General features: G+C 60.0%; 14 protein-coding genes. 6 read left to right on the top strand and 8 right to left on the bottom strand.

Annotation, left to right across the window (positions count from 1 at the left end):
• Positions 1 to 20: 20 nt before the first annotated feature.
• Positions 21 to 590, top strand: a complete 570-nt coding sequence (locus AOA61_RS20915) for a GNAT family N-acetyltransferase (protein ID WP_032885825.1) — start codon at positions 21 to 23, stop codon at positions 588 to 590.
• Here AOA61_RS20915 and AOA61_RS20910 read toward each other — a convergent pair.
• The gene (locus tag AOA61_RS20910; protein WP_099602645.1) at positions 587 to 1480 is read right to left on the bottom strand and encodes a LysR substrate-binding domain-containing protein; all 894 of its coding nucleotides are present in this window, start codon (positions 1478 to 1480) and stop codon (positions 587 to 589) included. The genes AOA61_RS20915 and AOA61_RS20910 overlap by 4 nt on opposite strands.
• Before the next feature lie 180 nt (positions 1481 to 1660).
• On the opposite strand from AOA61_RS20910, the gene AOA61_RS20905 reads away from it, so the two are divergent.
• Positions 1661 to 1999, top strand: coding sequence for a hypothetical protein (locus tag AOA61_RS20905; protein WP_099602668.1), 339 nt, complete (start codon positions 1661 to 1663; stop codon positions 1997 to 1999).
• 61 nt (positions 2000 to 2060) lie between these two features.
• Here the strand turns inward: AOA61_RS20905 and AOA61_RS20900 are convergent, their stop codons facing one another.
• Entirely contained in the window at positions 2061 to 2297 is a 237-nt protein-coding gene (locus AOA61_RS20900; protein WP_032885828.1) for a hypothetical protein, read from the bottom strand.
• Positions 2298 to 2525: 228 nt separating this feature from the next.
• On the opposite strand from AOA61_RS20900, the gene AOA61_RS20895 reads away from it, so the two are divergent.
• Positions 2526 to 3083 carry an NADPH-dependent FMN reductase gene (locus AOA61_RS20895; RefSeq protein WP_032885829.1) on the top strand — a complete coding sequence of 186 codons (558 nt, stop codon included), beginning with the start codon at positions 2526 to 2528 and terminating at the stop codon, positions 3081 to 3083.
• A 54-nt stretch (positions 3084 to 3137) separates the two neighbouring features.
• Here the strand turns inward: AOA61_RS20895 and poxB are convergent, their stop codons facing one another.
• Positions 3138 to 4862: a ubiquinone-dependent pyruvate dehydrogenase gene (poxB, locus tag AOA61_RS20890; protein WP_099602644.1), complete on the bottom strand. Its 1725-nt coding sequence runs from the start codon at positions 4860 to 4862 to the stop codon at positions 3138 to 3140.
• 78 nt (positions 4863 to 4940) lie between these two features.
• Positions 4941 to 6173, bottom strand: coding sequence for an NADH:flavin oxidoreductase/NADH oxidase family protein (locus tag AOA61_RS20885; RefSeq protein WP_099602643.1), 1233 nt, complete (start codon positions 6171 to 6173; stop codon positions 4941 to 4943).
• A 71-nt stretch (positions 6174 to 6244) separates the two neighbouring features.
• Between AOA61_RS20885 and AOA61_RS20880 the strand changes: the two genes are divergently transcribed.
• A complete protein-coding gene (locus tag AOA61_RS20880) occupies positions 6245 to 6649 on the top strand; it encodes a MerR family transcriptional regulator (protein ID WP_032885832.1) in 405 nt (134 codons plus the stop codon).
• Between the two features lie 41 nt (positions 6650 to 6690).
• Here AOA61_RS20880 and AOA61_RS20875 read toward each other — a convergent pair whose 3' ends face one another.
• Positions 6691 to 7185: a DUF934 domain-containing protein gene (locus AOA61_RS20875; RefSeq protein ID WP_032885833.1), complete on the bottom strand. Its 495-nt coding sequence runs from the start codon at positions 7183 to 7185 to the stop codon at positions 6691 to 6693.
• Positions 7169 to 8827, bottom strand: coding sequence for a nitrite/sulfite reductase (locus tag AOA61_RS20870; protein WP_032885834.1), 1659 nt, complete (start codon positions 8825 to 8827; stop codon positions 7169 to 7171). Before AOA61_RS20870 ends, AOA61_RS20875 begins: the two co-directional genes overlap by 17 nt.
• 422 nt (positions 8828 to 9249) lie before the next feature.
• Here AOA61_RS20870 and AOA61_RS20860 point away from each other — a divergent pair, with 422 nt between their 5' ends.
• The gene (locus AOA61_RS20860) at positions 9250 to 10317 is read left to right on the top strand and encodes an ABC transporter substrate-binding protein (protein WP_099602641.1); all 1068 of its coding nucleotides are present in this window, start codon (positions 9250 to 9252) and stop codon (positions 10315 to 10317) included.
• Here the strand turns inward: AOA61_RS20860 and AOA61_RS20855 are convergent.
• Both AOA61_RS20855 and metH read right to left on the bottom strand, forming a co-directional pair.
• Entirely contained in the window at positions 10314 to 10532 is a 219-nt protein-coding gene (locus tag AOA61_RS20855; protein WP_032885836.1) for a DUF2970 domain-containing protein, read from the bottom strand. The genes AOA61_RS20860 and AOA61_RS20855 overlap by 4 nt on opposite strands.
• A 127-nt stretch (positions 10533 to 10659) precedes the next feature.
• Positions 10660 to 14370: a methionine synthase gene (gene metH, locus AOA61_RS20850; protein ID WP_095185926.1), complete on the bottom strand. Its 3711-nt coding sequence runs from the start codon at positions 14368 to 14370 to the stop codon at positions 10660 to 10662.
• A gap of 166 nt (positions 14371 to 14536) precedes the next feature.
• Between metH and AOA61_RS20845 the strand changes: the two genes are divergently transcribed.
• Positions 14537 to 16828 carry a fatty acid cis/trans isomerase gene (locus AOA61_RS20845; RefSeq protein WP_032885839.1) on the top strand — a complete coding sequence of 764 codons (2292 nt, stop codon included), beginning with the start codon at positions 14537 to 14539 and terminating at the stop codon, positions 16826 to 16828.
• Positions 16829 to 16947 lie beyond the last annotated feature (119 nt).

The following is a 16947-nucleotide window of genomic DNA, read 5'->3' as shown; positions in this document are numbered from 1 at the left end:
GGATGTTTATGCAAGCTGTAATGAACCCGAAGTATCCAGGGCTCAGTGTGCGAGTCGCCGACGAAGGTTTTGATGCCTACGTGTGGGGCAATGACTTCAGTTTCGAGGTCAGCGCCTACAGCGTGCCGGAGATGGGCAAGCGCGTCGATCAATGGCCGCTGGAGCGTATCCTGCCGTACCGCAAATGTTATGGGATTGATCCTGAGGAGTTCGCCAGTTTCCGCGATGCCCCAGACAGTGCGATCTTCATGGCCTATCTGGACGATCGACCGGTGGGGCATGTCGTGGTCAGCACCAACTGGAATGGCTTTGCCCATGTGGATGAACTGGCGGTGGTCTTGCCGGCGCGGCGGCACGGTGTAGCCAAGGCCTTGCTGGATGTAGCGCAGTTCTGGAGCCGCAAGAAAAACCTGCCGGGCATGATGCTCGAAACCCAGAACAACAACCTCGGCGCCTGCCGCCTCTATGAGCGATGCGGCTATGTGATGGGCGGGATCGACCACCTGCGCTATCGCGGCATTGACCCGCAAACTCGCGAAGTGGCGATTTTCTGGTATCGGCTGTTCAAGGCCGAAGTCGACAAGGCTTAACTCAGCAGCAGGCTTTCAGCCTTCTGCGTGACAATCTCCAGCAATGCATTCATCGCTGGAGAGGCCGCGCCATCCTTGAGGGTCAGCGCGTACAGGCTGACCATCATTGGCGGCGACACCGGGCACGCATCCAGTCCGGCCTCTGGCGCGCCAAACGCAGTGAAGGGGTCGACAATCGCCAAGCCTTCTCCCGCTTCTACCATGCTGCGCATCATCTGGTAGGTCTGCACCCGCGTCTGCACCACCGGAAGCGGCCGTAGGGCTTGCAGCTTGGCGTCCAGCAGGCTGCTGAGCGGGTCTTGCCCCTCCAACCCGATCATCGACTGGCCGGCTAGGTCCTGTAGTGCAATGTACTTCTGCTTGGGTTTGAGCCAGCCGTGGGGCGCGAGCAACTGCAGTTTGCCTTGAGCCAGCACGGTGCTGACGATTTGCGGGTGTTCCGGGTCATGCAGGCTCAAGCCGACATCGGCCTCATGCAGCAACAGGCTCCTGACGATCTCCCTTGTGGGCTGGCTTGATAGGTTGCACGGGGTGTCCTGAAAGCGTCGACGCAGCACCGCGATACTTTGCGGCAGCAGTTGATTGGCCAGGGGCGGGGTACAGAGCGCACGCAAGGGCGGGGCGTGATGGTGTTTCAAACGGCTGGCCAGGCGTTGCACCGGTTCCAGCGCTTCGTATATATGGGCGATTTCTGCCTGCAGTTCGAGGGTTTCCCGTGTTGCCTGCAAGCGCCCGCGCACGCTGGCAAACAGCATAAAGCCCAGTTGCTGCTCGGCTTCCTTCAGCGCCGCGTCCACATCGCCCACGGGGAGTTGCAACCATTCGGCGGCCGTGCCGAGGTGTCCGGTCTGCAAGATGGCCTGAATCACTTCGATATGACGTAAACGCATGGCCGGAGTCTATGTGCAGTGTGGTGGGGTTTCAATGGTGCAAGCGGTCGTGCGCAAAAAAGACGGTGCAAGTCGCCTATGCCACTGGCGTTCAGCCACGACCTTACTAAAATGGCTCGTCTGATCATCAACGACCAAAGCCGGGTACCGGCACTACAACAAAAACAGGTCTGGTCTCGAATGCCTATTCCCTCGACGTTCTTCGGGGTAACGGCCAAGCAACTCATGGTTCTGGTGACCGTGGGGTGCGCGGCGGCTTATCTCCTCAATAATCACGACAACAACACACCGGAAAGTCTGGCGCTCGAAGCGTTTATCCGTGCTCAGGAACAGGTCGGCGAACAAGTGGGGGCGGTGTTGGGGGTGACCTTGATCAGGCAGGTGGACGCGTATCCCGCGTACAACACGTCGGGCTACACGCGCTCGATGTACGCCGTGGAAGGGGAGCGGGGGCACTTGCTGGTCACGCTCAAGCAAGGCGAGCAGGGCATCGAAGTGACGGAAATCCGCAGCCCCTGATCACCCCAGCCCAGTCAACGCCAGCAATGGCCAGGACTGAGCAGGTCATCAAGGCGAGATCTTATGAAGCGAGGGTGGTTTGCGATTCGCGGACAATAATGATGCCCGACTGGATCAGTTTGAACTCATCGCCTTCCAGTTTTTCTACACGGTCGCCAATGGCCAGCTTGTAGGTTGTGGTGGGCGCCGAGCCAGCCAGGTCGCCTTGCGCCGGGTTGGATTCCTGGAACTCATGCACGGAATAAACGCGACCTTCCGCGTCTCTGGCATGGAACTGTCCGACAAGTACTGCTGCCATCTGTTTAGAACCTCTGGAGATAAACACTCGATTTGCGGTTCTGTAGACCGTAATAAAGAGGGGTAGTTTGCCTACGGAAAAAAAATACTATTCGCTGGGATTTTACGACGCCTCCTACGCAGAGAGGTGCGAGGCAAACGTCTGGAGGATTCTCAAAACCTTCTGGTGAACCTGTCGTGAAGCCTCTATAACTACAAGCTCCTTTAGTCAGACATCGGGAAAACCTCAATGAGCAAGGTCTACACGATTGCCGTCCTGGTTGGCAGCTTGAGAAAACAGTCGATCAACCGCAAGGTCGCGTTGGCATTGGCCGAACTGGCCCCAGCCAATCTGAAGTTGAACATCGTCGAAATTGGCGATTTGCCGCTCTACAACGAAGACATCGACGCTGATTCACCGCCGGCAGCCTACAGTACTTTCCGCAAACAGGTGAGTTCATCCGACGCGGTGCTGTTCGTGACCCCGGAATACAACCGCTCGGTGCCGGCCCCGTTGAAGAACGCGATTGATGTGGGTTCCCGTCCTTATGGGCAAAGCGCCTGGAGCGGCAAGCCGGGTGCGATCATCAGTGTGTCGCCTGGTGCTATCGGAGGCTTTGGCGCCAACCACCATCTGCGTCAGTCCCTGGTGTTCCTGGATGTATGGTGCATGCAGCAGCCCGAAGCCTACCTGGGTGGGGCGGGCAGTGTGTTTGATGAGTCGGGCAAAGTGTCGGAAAAGACCAAGCCGTTTTTGCAGGCTTTTATCGATGCCTACGGGCAGTGGGTAGAAAAACAAACGGCTTGAGTTGGCAATAGCGTAAAGCGTGGGAAGGGGGTTGCCCCCTCCCACATGCTTAGATCAGCGCAGCCAGTTGGTCCGCGCCAGCTCGATTACCTCATCGCCACGCCCACTCATCACCGCCTTGAGCATGTACAAGCTAAACCCCTTGGCCTGCTCCAGCTTGATGCTCGGCGGCATCACCAGTTCCTGGGTGGCAGTCACCACGTCCACCAGCACCGGGCCATCGTGGGCCAGGGCGCGGCGCAGGGCCGGCTCCAGGTCTTCGGACTGCTCCACACGAATGCCGAGGATACCCATGGCATTGGACATCGCCGCGAAATCCGGGTTTTTCAGTTCGGTGCCCGCGTCCAGATAACCCGCCGCCTTCATCTCCATGGCGACGAACCCCAGTGACGAGTTATCAAACACGATGACTTTCACCGGCAACTTCAGCTGCGCCAGCGAGATGAAATCCCCCATCAACATGGCGAACCCGCCATCGCCGGACATCGAAATCACTTGCCGCCCCGGGAATGCTGCCTGCGCGCCAATGGCCTGGGGCATGGCGTTGGCCATGGAACCGTGGTTGAACGAGCCGATCAGGCGGCGTTTACCGTTCATCTTCAGGTAGCGCGCCGCCCAGACCGTGGGCGAACCGACATCGGCGGTAAAGATCGCATCATCGTCGGCCAGCTCACTGAGCAATCGCGCGACGTATTGCGGATGGATCGGCCGGTTGGCTTTTGAAGGTTGCGCAAGGTCATCGAGCCCCTGGCGGGCTTTCACGTAATGCTTCAATGAAGTCTCAAGGAAGCTGCGATCCGTCTTGCGGGTCAAGTGCGGAAGGAGGGCGTCGATGGTTTCGCCCACATCTGCGGCGATGCCCAAGTCCAAGGTAGCGCGACGACCCAATGCCTGTGGGTTGCGGTCGACCTGGATGATTTTTGCGTCCGTAGGGTAGAACTGGCGATATGGAAAGTCCGTGCCGAGCATGATCAGTGTGTCGCAGTCGAGCATGGCGTGGTAACCGGAGCTGAAGCCGATCAGGCCAGTCATGCCCACATCAAACGGGTTATCCCATTCCACATGTTCTTTGCCGCGCAGGGCGTGTACCACCGGCGCACCCAGCGTATCGGCCAGGGCCACCACTTGCGCATGGGCGCCCGCACAGCCGCTGCCACACAGCAGCGTGACTTTTTCACTGTCCTTGAGGATCTCGCTCAAGTGCAGCAGATCGGCCTCCGCAGGCATTGTGCGTGGCGCGTGCAGGGCCGGCCACGGCTTGAGGGTGTCTTCGACTTCCAGCAGCGACACATCCCCCGGAATCACCACCACTGCTACGCCGCGATTGAGGATCGCCGAGCGCATGGCGCGGTGCAGCACTTGGGGCATCTGCGCGGGGTTGGTGACTAGCTCGATGAAGTGGCTGCATTCCTTGAACAGTTCCTGGGGATGGGTCTCCTGGAAGTAGTTCAAGCCAATTTCCGAAGACGGAATCTGCGCGGCAATCGCCAGCACTGGCACATGGTTGCGATGGCAGTCGAACAGACCATTGATCAAGTGCAGATTGCCCGGCCCGCAGCTGCCTGCGCACACCGTCAACTCGCCGGTGGCTGCTGCTTCGGCACCGGCGGCAAACGCGGCGACTTCTTCGTGGCGCACATGCATCCACTCAATGCTGTCCATGGTGCGTAAGGCGTCGGTGAGGCCGTTGAGGCTGTCGCCGGTCAGGCCCCAAATGCGCTTGATGCCCGCCTGTTCAAGGGTGGTCGCCAGTTGCTGGGCCAGGTTGATTTTCGCCATGAAGCACTCCAATCGTCAGTGAGGTTAAAAAACTGCTGATCAATAGGGGACAGCTCGATCACGGCGAATGCTCCGTCTTTAATGTGAAGATTGCGTCATGGCCGCACGGTACTGCCGAGTGCGCCGAGCGATAAACCATTGGTCACACGCCAGGGCCAGCCAGGGGATAACCTGGGGGTTGGGCAAACGACCACGGCTGAGGCGGCGCATCTGGCCGCGCACCACGGCGAGCGTAGCGAGTGAGGCCAGGGGCTTGCGCTTCCAATCGATCGGTTTGAGTTGCGGGTTGAGGTCGCGTCCTTCGCGCCAATGCTTGATCAATTGTGGTTCCAGGGTCAGGGCGGTGGCGATACCGGCCATGGCGATGCCGCTGTCCAGTACCTGCTTCACGATAGGCAGTCGGCGAATGCCACCGGTGACCATCACGGGCATGGTGGCGACGCTGGCCATTTCTGCGGCAAATTCTAGGAAATACGCCTCACGGGCCAGGGTGCGACCATCCCGCGCTTCGCCTTGCATGGCGGGCGCCTCGTAGCTGCCACCGGACAATTCCAACAAGTCGATGGGCAACGGGTTGAGCATTTCGACCACCGCGCGCGCATCGGTTTCATCGAAGCCGCCACGCTGGAAATCCGCCGAGTTGAGTTTGACCGCCACGCAAAACGACGGGCTGACACTGGCGCGCACGGCGTGAATCACTTCCAGCAGCAGGCGCGCGCGATTTTCCAGCGAGCCGCCCCAACGGTCGCTGCGGTGGTTGCTCAAGGGCGAGAGAAATTGACTCAACAAATAGCCGTGGGCGCCGTGGATCTGCACCCCGGTAAAGCCAGCTTTCTCGGCCAGGCGTGCGCTGGTTGCGAAGCGCCGGATCACGTCCTGAATATCGTCTTCGGTCATCGCTTTTGGTGTGGCGAACATCTTGGAAAAGCTGCCCAGGTCCAGCGCAATGGCAGACGGTGCCAAGGCTTGTTGGCCGAGATTGGCCATGGTCTGGCGCCCCGGATGGCTGAGCTGCATCCAGAAGTGCACGCCCTTGTTACGGGCTACATCGGCCCATTCGCGAAAGCTGTCCAGGTGCTCCTCGTTTTCCAGGGCCACGCCGCCGGGGCCGGTCATGGCGTGGCGGTCGATCATCACATTGCCGGTCAGCAGCAGGCCGGGTTCGCCGTCTGCCCAGGCCTTGTACAACTGCTTCAATTCGCGGGACGGCGCTTGGTTGATATCGGCCATGTTCTCTTCCATCGCAGCCTTGGCGATGCGATTGGCGATGATTTGGCCGTTGGGCAGTTGCAGGGCTTCAAAAGGTGACATGAGTTGACTCCTGAGCGGGGGAGGGCTCAGGCTAAGCTTAAAGTTAACTTTAATGTCAAGCAGGCGTTGTGATGAATATTGGTGAGCTGGCAAAACAGAGCGGTCTGGCCGCTTCACGCATTCGTTTTTACGAGAGCGAAGGGTTGATCAGTCAGGTCGGACGCCAGTCCAACGGATACCGGCGTTATGCACCTGAGGCCTTGCAGACCCTGCAATTGATTCAGAGTGCGCAGCAGGCCGGGTTTACCTTGCAGGAACTCAAGGCGCTGATGCCTGCGCCTGGAGAGCACAAGCGCGACGAGTTGATCGAGGCCCTGGAGCGCAAAGTGGCACAGATCGAAGTGATGCAAGCGCAATTGGCGCACAGCAAAGCGCAGTTGCTGGGCGTGATCGAGGCCGTGCGGGCGCAGCCGGAAGGCGTGCCATGCTCCATGGGGCAGAAGCAGGTGCTGGCGTCGATAAAACTTCAACCATAAAAAAAGCCCTGGCATGCCAGGGCTTTTTCATGTCCGCAGACTTAACGCCGGCGAAACAGCGGCAACGGCTCATCGGTTGCAGCCTGGTACGTCACCGAGAAGTCCTTGAGGCTTTCCAATGCTTCGTACGGGTCTTTGTCTGCGCGCAGCGCGAAGGCATCGAACCCGCAACGGCGCAGGTAGAACAACTGGTCGCGCAGCACATCGCCGATCGCCCGCAGCTCACCTTTGTAACCATAACGGTCACGCAGCAAGCGTGCGTTGGAGTAGTTGCGACCGTCGGTGAAGGCCGGGAAATTCAGGGCGATGACCTGGAAGTGTTCCACGTCAGGACCGATCTCCTCGGCTTCTTCATCGGCGTCCAGCCACACACCCAGGCCGCCGTCGCGGGCCTTGAGCGCGTGGCCATGCTCGCGCCACAGGGCCAGCGGCACGATCAGGTCGTCGCAGTTGGAAATGCCATCGAAGCTCGCGTCCTTGGGCAGCAGGTGCCAGGTTTCGTCGAGGACTTCGTTGTTCTTAATGATTCGCTGCATAGACGCGCTCCTTGAACAGGTCAATGCCGATGCGCTGGTAGGTGTCGATGAAACGCTCATCTTCGGTGCGCTGTTCGATGTACACATCGATCAGTTTGCCGATCACCTCGGGCATGGCTTCCTGGGCGAAGGACGGGCCGAGGATCTTGCCCAGGCTCGCATCGCGGCTGGCGCTGCCACCCAGGGACACTTGGTAGAATTCTTCGCCTTTCTTGTCCACGCCCAGGATGCCGATGTGGCCGACGTGGTGGTGACCACAGGCGTTCATGCAACCGGAAATGTTCAGGTCCAGCTCGCCGATGTCGAACAGGTAGTCCAGGTCGTCGAAACGGCGCTGGATCGATTCGGCAATCGGGATCGACTTGGCGTTGGCCAGGGAGCAGAAATCGCCGCCTGGGCAGCAGATGATGTCGGTCAGCAGGCCAATGTTCGGCGTGGCGAAACCGCCTTCGCGCAGTTCGCCCCACAGGGTGAACAGTTGGCTTTGCTCCACATCCGCGAGAATGATGTTCTGCTCGTGGGAGGTGCGCAGTTGACCGAAGCTGTAACGGTCGGCCAGGTCGGCAACGGCGTCCAGCTGCTTGTCGGTAATATCACCTGGGGCAACACCGGTAGGCTTGAGCGACAGGGTTACGGCCACATAGCCCGGCTTTTTGTGCGCCAGGGTGTTGCGCGTACGCCAGCGGGCGAAGCCCGGGTGCTGCTGGTCGAGTGCGGCGAGTTCGGCGTCCTGATTGCTCAGGGCCTTGTACTCGGGGTCGACGAAGTGCTTGGCGACGCGGTGTACTTCGGCTTCGGTCAGGGTGGTCTGGCCGCCGCGCAGGTGTTCCATCTCGGCATCGACTTTCTGGGCGAATACCTCAGGGGTCAGCGCCTTGACCAGGATCTTGATCCGGGCCTTGTACTTGTTGTCACGACGGCCATAGCGGTTGTAGACACGCAGGATGGCGTCGAGGTAGCTCAACAAGTCTTGCCACGGCAGGAACTCGTTGATAAACGCGCCAACTACCGGGGTACGGCCCAGGCCGCCACCCACCAGCACACGGAAGCCCAGCTCGCCAGCGGCGTTGTAGACCGGCTCCAGGCCGATGTCGTGGACTTCGATGGCCGCGCGGTCCGAGGTCGAGCCGTTGACGGCGATCTTGAACTTGCGCGGCAGGTAGGCGAACTCTGGGTGGAAGGTAGTCCATTGACGGACGATTTCGCACCATGGGCGTGGGTCAATCAACTCATCGGCGGCAACACCGGCGAATTGGTCGGTGGTCACGTTGCGCAGGCAGTTACCGCTGGTCTGAATGGCGTGCATCTGCACGGTGGCCAGCTCGGCGAGGATGTCCGGCACATCTTCCAGCGCCGGCCAGTTGAACTGTACGTTCTGGCGGGTACTGATGTGGGCATAGCCTTTGTCGAAGTCGCGGGCAATCTTGGCCATCATGCGCATCTGGCGCGAAGTCAGTTGGCCATAGGGCACGGCCACCCGCAGCATCGGCGCAAAGCGCTGAACATAAAGGCCATTTTGCAGGCGCAGAGGGCGGAACTCTTCTTCGCTCAGTTCACCTGCTAAGTAGCGTCGGGTCTGATCACGGAACTGCTTGACGCGGTCCTCGATGATGCGCTGATCGTATTCGTCGTATACGTACATATAGGTCCTGTTCTCGGCAAATCTGCGCGCACGGCCGCGCACTCCCAACGGAGCCGGCGCACGATACCAGTTTGCGTTTATGCGCAAAAGTGATGTTTGAGTATATGCAAATAACCAAAATGACTAATGAGAACAGTTATCGCGATATCCACATTTGTCATGCGGGCAATCATCAACTTTACTGTGAGCGAGTCTTAGTGCAATCACCTATAAAACCGACAAGAGGCGATGCGATGAGCAATCCGACAAAAGCCCGTAAACCCGACAGTACCGTGGATGCGTGGGCCATTCTGTTCTTGATCATTCTGGTGGTGGGAACTGCCGTGTTTTGGGTAAGCCACCAATAAAGGTGGTTGATCGAACCTCGATTGGTTTGGGCATTGCTACTATCATGGCGGCCTATTTTCGAGGCTCAGGCATCTATGTTGAAGGTGTTGATTACGTGTGTCTGGTTGCTGGGATCGACGTATGGAGTGATGGCTCATGCAACGTCGGTGGTCTTTCTCAATCCGGGCGTATCGACGGAAACCTTCTGGGTCAGCTACACGCAATTCATGCAGGCCGCCGCCAAGGACCTCGGCCTGGAATTGCGTGTGCGTTATGGCGAGCGTAATCCCGACAATACGCTGCTTCAGGCGCGTGAGGTGCTGCAAGGCAGCCAGCGACCTGATTACCTGGTGCTGGTGAATGAGCAATACGTTGCACCGCAGATCCTGCGCATGGCCGAGGGCAGTGGCGTCAAGCTGCTGTTGGTGAACAGCGCGCTGACCCCCGACCAGATGCATTTGCTGGGAACCCGCAGTGGCATCCGTTTGATCGGCAGCCTAGTGGCTGACGATGAAGAGGCTGGCTACCTCATGCTTCACGACTTGCTGCGCCAGCACGGACCGGTTGCGCCCGGTCAATCCCTCGACCTGTTGGCCTTTTCCGGCGTCAAGACCACGCCGGGCGCGCAATTGCGTGAGCGGGGCATGCGTCGGGCGCTGGCCGAGCATCCCGAGGTGCGCCTGCGTCAGTTGGTCTACGGTGAATGGAGCCGCGAGCGCGCCTTCGAGCAAGCGACGCAACTGTTCAAGCGCTACCCGCAGACGGCGCTGGTGTGGTCGGCCAACGATCAGATGGCGCTGGGCGCCATGCAGGCGCTGCAGGCCAGCGGGCGGTTACCGGGTAAGGACGTGCTGTTCAGCGCGATCAACAGCTCGCCGGAGATTTTGCAGGCTCGACTGGACGGACGCTTGTCGTCCCTGGTCGCCGGGCATTTCACTGTCGGCGGCTGGGCCATGGTGTTGGTTCATGATGATGCCAAGGGCTTGGACATTGGCGCATACGGCGGGCGCGACCGGCAGTTGACGTTGTTCCAATTGATCGATGCCGGCCAGGCGCGGCGTTTGTTGGGGCCGACACCGTCGGTGAATTTTCGCGTGCTGTCGGCCCAGGGCAAGCCCGAGTCCTATCGCTACCCATTCAGCCTACGTCTGTTGCTGCGCTAGACGCCGGCCAGGTGCAGCACCAGCTTGACGATTCCAAACAAGGTCAAGGCAAACACCGCCGTAAACAGGATGCCCAGGATCACAAAGTGGCTGGGCTTGCCATGGGTGAAGTCGCGGGCTCGATTCTTGCCGCTCTGCACGCCAAACGCAGCGGCCACCACACTGTGGAGCATCTGCCAGAAGGTAGGGGGCTTGTAGTTGGCTGGATCGTCCATACGTCCCTCGACACAAGGTGTGTGAGGGATAGCATAGACGATTGCCCGAGGCGGGTTCGGGGAGGCGACGCGCAGTGTCACGGGCTGCATGCCCGCGTTGAGCGTGGGCACGTTTCTCCGTCAGGGCTTAGTTGTCGTAACCCAGGTTCGGCGCCAGCCAGCGCTCGGTCACGGCCAGGTCCTGGCCCTTGCGGGCGGTGTAACTGGCGACCTGATCCTTGTCGACCTTGCCCACGGCAAAGTACTGCGCTTGCGGGTGGGCGAAGTACCAGCCGCTGACCGCCGCCGCCGGGAACATCGCGTAGTGTTCGGTAAGGAACACACCGCTGCGCCCGGCGTGCATTTCGCGGGCCTCGGGGTCGAGCAGTTGGAACAACTGGGCTTTCTCGGTGTGATCCGGACACGCCGGGTAGCCGGGAGCAGGGCGGATACCGCTGTATTGCTCTTTGATCAGCGCCTCGTTGTCCAGTTGCTCGTCCTTGGCGTAGCCCCAGTGCTCTTTACGCACTTGCTGGTGCAGCCACTCGGCGCAGGCTTCGGCCAGACGGTCGGCCAGGGCCTTGACCATGATCGAGTTGTAATCGTCGCCGGCATCCTGGTAGGCCTTGGCCACTTCTTCGGCGCCGATGCCGGCGGTGGTGATAAAGCCACCGATGTAGTCGGTCACGCCGCTGTCTTTAGGCGCGACGAAGTCGGCCAGGGAGAAGTTCGGCTTGCCGTCGGTCTTGATGATCTGTTGGCGCAGGTGGTGCAGTTTGGCAATTGGCTGGCCGTCGTCGCCGTACACTTCAAGGTCATCGTCCTGCACCTGGTTGGTCGGCCAGAAACCAAACACCGCACGGGCGCTGATCAGCTTTTCATCAATCAGCTTCTTGAGCATTTCCTGGGCATCCGCGTACAGCGCGGTGGCGGCTTCGCCCACCACTTCATCGGTGAGGATGCGTGGGAATTTGCCGGCCAGGTCCCAGGAGATAAAGAACGGAGTCCAGTCGATGTACTCGGCCAGGACGTTGAGGTCGATATTGTCCAGCACCTTGGCACCGGTAAACGTCGGCACCACCGGTGTGTAGTTGCTCCAGTCGAACTGCGGCTTCTTGGCGATGGCCGCCGGGTAGCTCAGGCGTTCGGTGCGCGCACTGCGGTTCGAGGTGCGCTCACGCACATCGATGTATTCCAGGCGGGTCTTCTCGACGAAGCCGGCTTTTAACTCTTTGGACAGCAACTGCGTGGCCACGCCCACCGCGCGTGAGGCGTCGGTGACGTAGATCACCGCGTCGTTGCTGTACTTAGGCTCGATCTTCACCGCCGTGTGCGCCTTGGAGGTGGTCGCGCCGCCGATCATCAGGGGCAGGTGGAAGTCCTGACGCTGCATCTCGCGGGCCACATGCACCATCTCGTCCAGGGACGGCGTGATCAGGCCGGACAGCCCGATAATGTCGCACTTCTGCTCCTTGGCCACCTGCAGGATCTTCTCCGCCGGCACCATCACACCCAGGTCGACGATGTCATAACCGTTGCAACCGAGCACTACGCCGACGATGTTTTTGCCGATGTCATGCACGTCGCCCTTCACCGTGGCCATCAGGATCTTGCCCTTGGCTTCCGGCTTGTCACCTTTTTCCAGCTCGATGAACGGGATCAAGTGAGCCACGGCCTGCTTCATCACACGGGCGGATTTCACCACCTGGGGCAGGAACATTTTGCCCGCGCCGAACAGGTCGCCGACGATGTTCATGCCGGACATCAGCGGGCCTTCGATCACTTCGATCGGGCGCGCGAACGACTGCCGGGATTCCTCGGTGTCTTCAACAATGTGGGTGGTGATGCCCTTGACCAGCGCGTGTTCCAGGCGCTTGTTCACCGGCCAACCGCGCCATTCCTCGGTCTCGGCCTCTTTTACGCTGCCGTCGCCCTTGTATTTGTCGGCGATGGCGAGGAGTGCGTCGGTGCCTTCCGGGGTGCGGTTGAGGACTACATCTTCAACGGCTTCGCGCAGCTCGGCCGGGATCTGGTCGTAGATCTCCAACTGGCCGGCGTTGACGATACCCATGGTCAGGCCGTTGCGGATCGCATACAGCAGGAACACCGAGTGGATCGCTTCGCGCACCGGGTTGTTGCCACGGAACGAGAACGACACGTTGGACACGCCGCCGGAGGTCAGCGCATACGGCAGCTCGTCGCGGATGTAGGCACAGGCGTTGATGAAATCGACGGCATAGTTGTTGTGCTCTTCGATACCGGTGGCGACCGCAAAAATGTTCGGGTCGAAGATGATGTCTTCCGGCGGAAAGCCGACTTCATTCACCAGGATGTCGTAGGAGCGTTTGCAGATTTCTTTCTTGCGCGCTTCGGTGTCGGCCTGGCCGGCTTCGTCGAACGCCATCACCACCACGGCGGCGCCGTAGCGCTTGCACAGCTTGGCGTGGTGAATGAACTGCTCGACGCCTTCCTTCATGCTGATGGAATTGACGATGCCCTTGCCCTGGATGCACTTGAGGCCGGCTTCGATCACTTCCCACTTGGAGGAGTCGATCATGATCGGTACGCGGGAGATGTCCGGCTCGCCGGCGATCAGGTTGAGGAAGGTCACCATGGCCTTCTTCGAATCCAGCATGCCTTCGTCCATGTTGATGTCGATCACCTGGGCGCCGGCTTCCACCTGCTGCAGGGCGACTTCCAGGGCTTCGGTGTAGTTGTCTTCGCGGATCAAGCGGGCAAAGCGTGCGGAGCCGGTGATGTTGGTGCGTTCGCCGACGTTGACGAACAGCGAGCTGCGATCAATGGTGAACGGCTCCAGGCCCGACAAGCGGCAGGCCTTGGGAATATCCGGGATCGGGCGCGGCGCATAACCGGCCACGGCCTTGGCGATGGCTTCAATATGACCAGGCGTAGTGCCGCAGCAGCCGCCGACGATATTGAGGAAGCCGCTCTGGGCAAACTCTTCGATGACTTTGGCGGTTTCCGAAGGCAGTTCGTCGTACTCGCCGAATTCGTTGGGCAGGCCGGCGTTCGGGTGCGCCGACACATGGGTGTTGGCCTTGTTGGACAACTCTTCCAGGTACGGGCGCAGCTCGCTGGCACCCAGGGCGCAGTTCAGGCCCACGGAAATCGGCTTGGCGTGGGCGACCGAGTTCCAGAATGCTTCGGTGGTCTGGCCCGAGAGGGTACGGCCGGAGGCGTCGGTGATGGTGCCGGAGATCATGATCGGCAATTCGATGCCGAGCTCTTCGAACACACCCTGCACGGCGAAGATCGCGGCCTTGGCGTTGAGGGTGTCAAAGATGGTTTCGATCAGGATCAGGTCCGCACCGCCTTCGATCAGGCCTTTGGTGGCCTCGGTGTAGTTTTCCACCAGTTCATCGAAGGTCACGTTGCGGTAGCCGGGGTTGTTCACGTCGGGCGACAGCGAGCAGGTACGGCTGGTCGGGCCCAGGACGCCGGCAACGAAGCGTGGCTTGTCCGGGTTTTCGGCGGTCTTGGCGTCCGCGATCTTGCGCGCCAGGCGTGCGCCTTCGACGTTCAGTTCATAGGCCAGCTCTTCCATGCCGTAATCGGCCATGGAAATGCGCGTGGCGTTGAAGGTGTTGGTTTCGAGGATGTCGGCGCCGGCATCCAGGTAGGCCTTCTCGATGCCGCCGATCACGTCCGGGCGGGTAATCACCAACAGGTCGTTGTTACCCTTGACGTCGCTCGGCCAGTCGGCAAAGCGCTTGCCACGGTAGTCGTGCTCTTCCAGTTTATAGCTCTGGATCATCGTGCCCATGCCGCCGTCGAGGATCAGGATGCGTTCCTTGAGGGCGTGGTGGAGGGCTTGCAGACGAGCGCTACGATCGGACATGGGACTACTCTGGTCAGGCATTACGGAGGGCGTGGATCATAGCAAACCTGTGCGGATTTGCGGCATGTCCGGCTTTTGCATGAATATCGCTCACGTTGTGAGGTGCGATGGCCCGGTAGAATCACCGGCAATTTTTCAGCGCACGCATTGAATCGGGACCGGATACATGTCACTTCGTCTTATCGTCAGCGCCGTCCTGGCATTGATTGCCAGTACTGCCCAGGCAGAAGGTCCCGCCCCGGCGATCTCCTACACCCGCGACATCCAACCGATTTTCACCGAGAAGTGTGTGGCCTGCCATGCCTGCTATGACTCCGCCTGCCAGCTCAACCTGGGCAGTGCCGAGGGCGCCGCCCGAGGCGCGAGCAAAGTGCCGGTGTACGACGGCGAGCGCAGCCAGGCTGCGCCGACTACGCGTTTGTTCTATGACGCATTCGGCAAGCAAGCCTGGCAGCAGAAGGGCTTCTATTCGGTGCTGGACGCCCAGGGCAGCCAGGCCGCGTTGATGGCACGCATGCTGGAACTTGGGCATAACGCGCCGCTGCAGCCCAACGCCAAGCTGCCGGACGACATTGTGCTGGGCCTGAACCGCGAAAACATGTGCGCCACCCCCGGCGAATTCAATGCCTACGCAGGCAGTCATCCTAAGGAAGGCATGCCACTGGCGGTCACCGGCCTGACCGACCAGCAATACCAGACGCTGCAGCGCTGGCTGGCGTCCGGCGCGCCGATCGATGAGCAGGGCCTGGCACCGAGTGCCAAGGAAGCCTTGCAGGTGCAGCAGTGGGAAAACCTGCTCAACCAGCCCGGCGCCCGAGAAAGCCTGGTGGCCCGCTGGTTGTTCGAGCACTTGTTCCTGGCCCATATCTATTTCGAGAACGGCGAGCCGGGGCATTTCTTCCAGTGGGTGCGCTCGCGCACACCGAGTGGGCAGCCCATCGACCTGATCAGCACCCGTCGCCCCAATGACGATCCGGGCACGCGGGTGTACTACCGTCTGTGGCCGGTGCAGGGCGTGATCGTGCACAAGACTCACATTACCTATCCGTTCAGCGCTGCCAAAATGGCGCGGATCAAAGCGCTGTTTTACACCGGCGATTGGCAGGTCAGCGCCTTGCCGGGTTACGGTCCTGGACGTCGCGCCAATCCGTTCGACACCTTCGAGGCAATCCCCGCCAAGGCGCGCTACCAGTTCATGCTGGATAACGCCGAGTACTTTGTACGCACCTTTATTCGTGGGCCGGTGTGCCGTGGGCAGATCGCCACGGATGTGATCCGCGACAACTTCTGGGCCCTGTTCCAGGACCCGGACCACGACCTTTACATCACCGATGCACGTTATCGCGGACAGGCCACGCCGTTGCTCGCCATGCCGGGGCAGAACGATGATGTAGGCAGCGTGTTGAGCCTGTGGCTGGCCTATCGCGACAAGCGCAACCAGTACGAAGCGCTGCGCCGGGACAGTTATGCCGATTTGCCGCCACCCAGTTGGTCGAGCCTGTGGGCGGGCAATGACAACGCCTTGCTGAGTATCTTCCGCCACTTTGACAGTGCGTCGGTCAACAAAGGCCTGATCGGCGAAGTGCCTCAGACGATGTGGCTGTTCGACTATCCGTTGCTGGAACGGACCTATTACCAGTTGGCGGTGAATTTCGATGTGTTTGGCAACGTCTCGCACCAGGCCCAGACTCGCCTTTACTTCGACTTGATCCGTAACGGTGCCGAGCAGAACTTCCTGCGCCTGATGCCGGCGGACTCTCGTGAAGACTTTATGGACGACTGGTACCAGAACAGCGGCAAGATCAAGCTGTGGCTGGATTACGAAGCCATTGATGACGATAAGCCTACAGGCTTGCACCTCAATGAACAGGATCCCAAGCGGGACTTTGCCAACCAGTTGATTGCCCGTTACGGCGATCTGAATGCGAGCCCGGACCCGATCAATCGCTGTTCTGGTGCTTATTGTTCGCGTGACGGTATTGAGCCTGCCTTGCAGGATGCTGAACAGGCGCTTAGCCGGCTGACCTTGCGTCCGGCGGCTGGTCTCAAGGTGATAGATCAGTTGCCTGAGGCGACGATGTTGCGTGTTGAGACTGCCAGTGGGACGCGTGTGGTTTACAGCCTGCTGCGTAACAGGGCTCACAGTAATGTGGCGTTTTTGCTGGGTGAGGCGTACCGCTATCAGCCGGGGCTGGATACGGTGACTGTTTACCCTGGGGTGCTCAGTAGTTATCCGAACTTCATGTTCAATATTCCGGCGCAGGAAGTGCCTGTTTTTGTGGCGCAGATGGAGCAGGTCAAGGATGCCGCGCAATTTGAGAAGATTGTGGATCGTTGGGGGGTGAGGCGTAGTCATCCGCTGTTTTGGCGGTATTTCCACGACTTGTCGGAGTATGTTCGGGAGACTACGCCGGTTGAGGCGGGGGTCCTGGATATGAATCGGTATGAGAATTTGTGAGTGGTTGGGGGGGGTGGGGGCGGGCATATCCGTTATTTGGGTAACGGCGGCTATGGGTTCCGCTCTTACAGCGGGTCCCTTTTTTAAGAGCGCAAAAAGTAACCAAAAACGCTTCGCCC

It is taken from the genome of Pseudomonas sp. 2995-1 (assembly GCF_002742505.1).
GTDB classification, from domain to species: domain Bacteria; phylum Pseudomonadota; class Gammaproteobacteria; order Pseudomonadales; family Pseudomonadaceae; genus Aquipseudomonas; species Aquipseudomonas sivasensis.
Note: the sequence above shows the minus strand (reverse complement) of the source record. Positions and strands in the feature narration are given on the sequence as shown.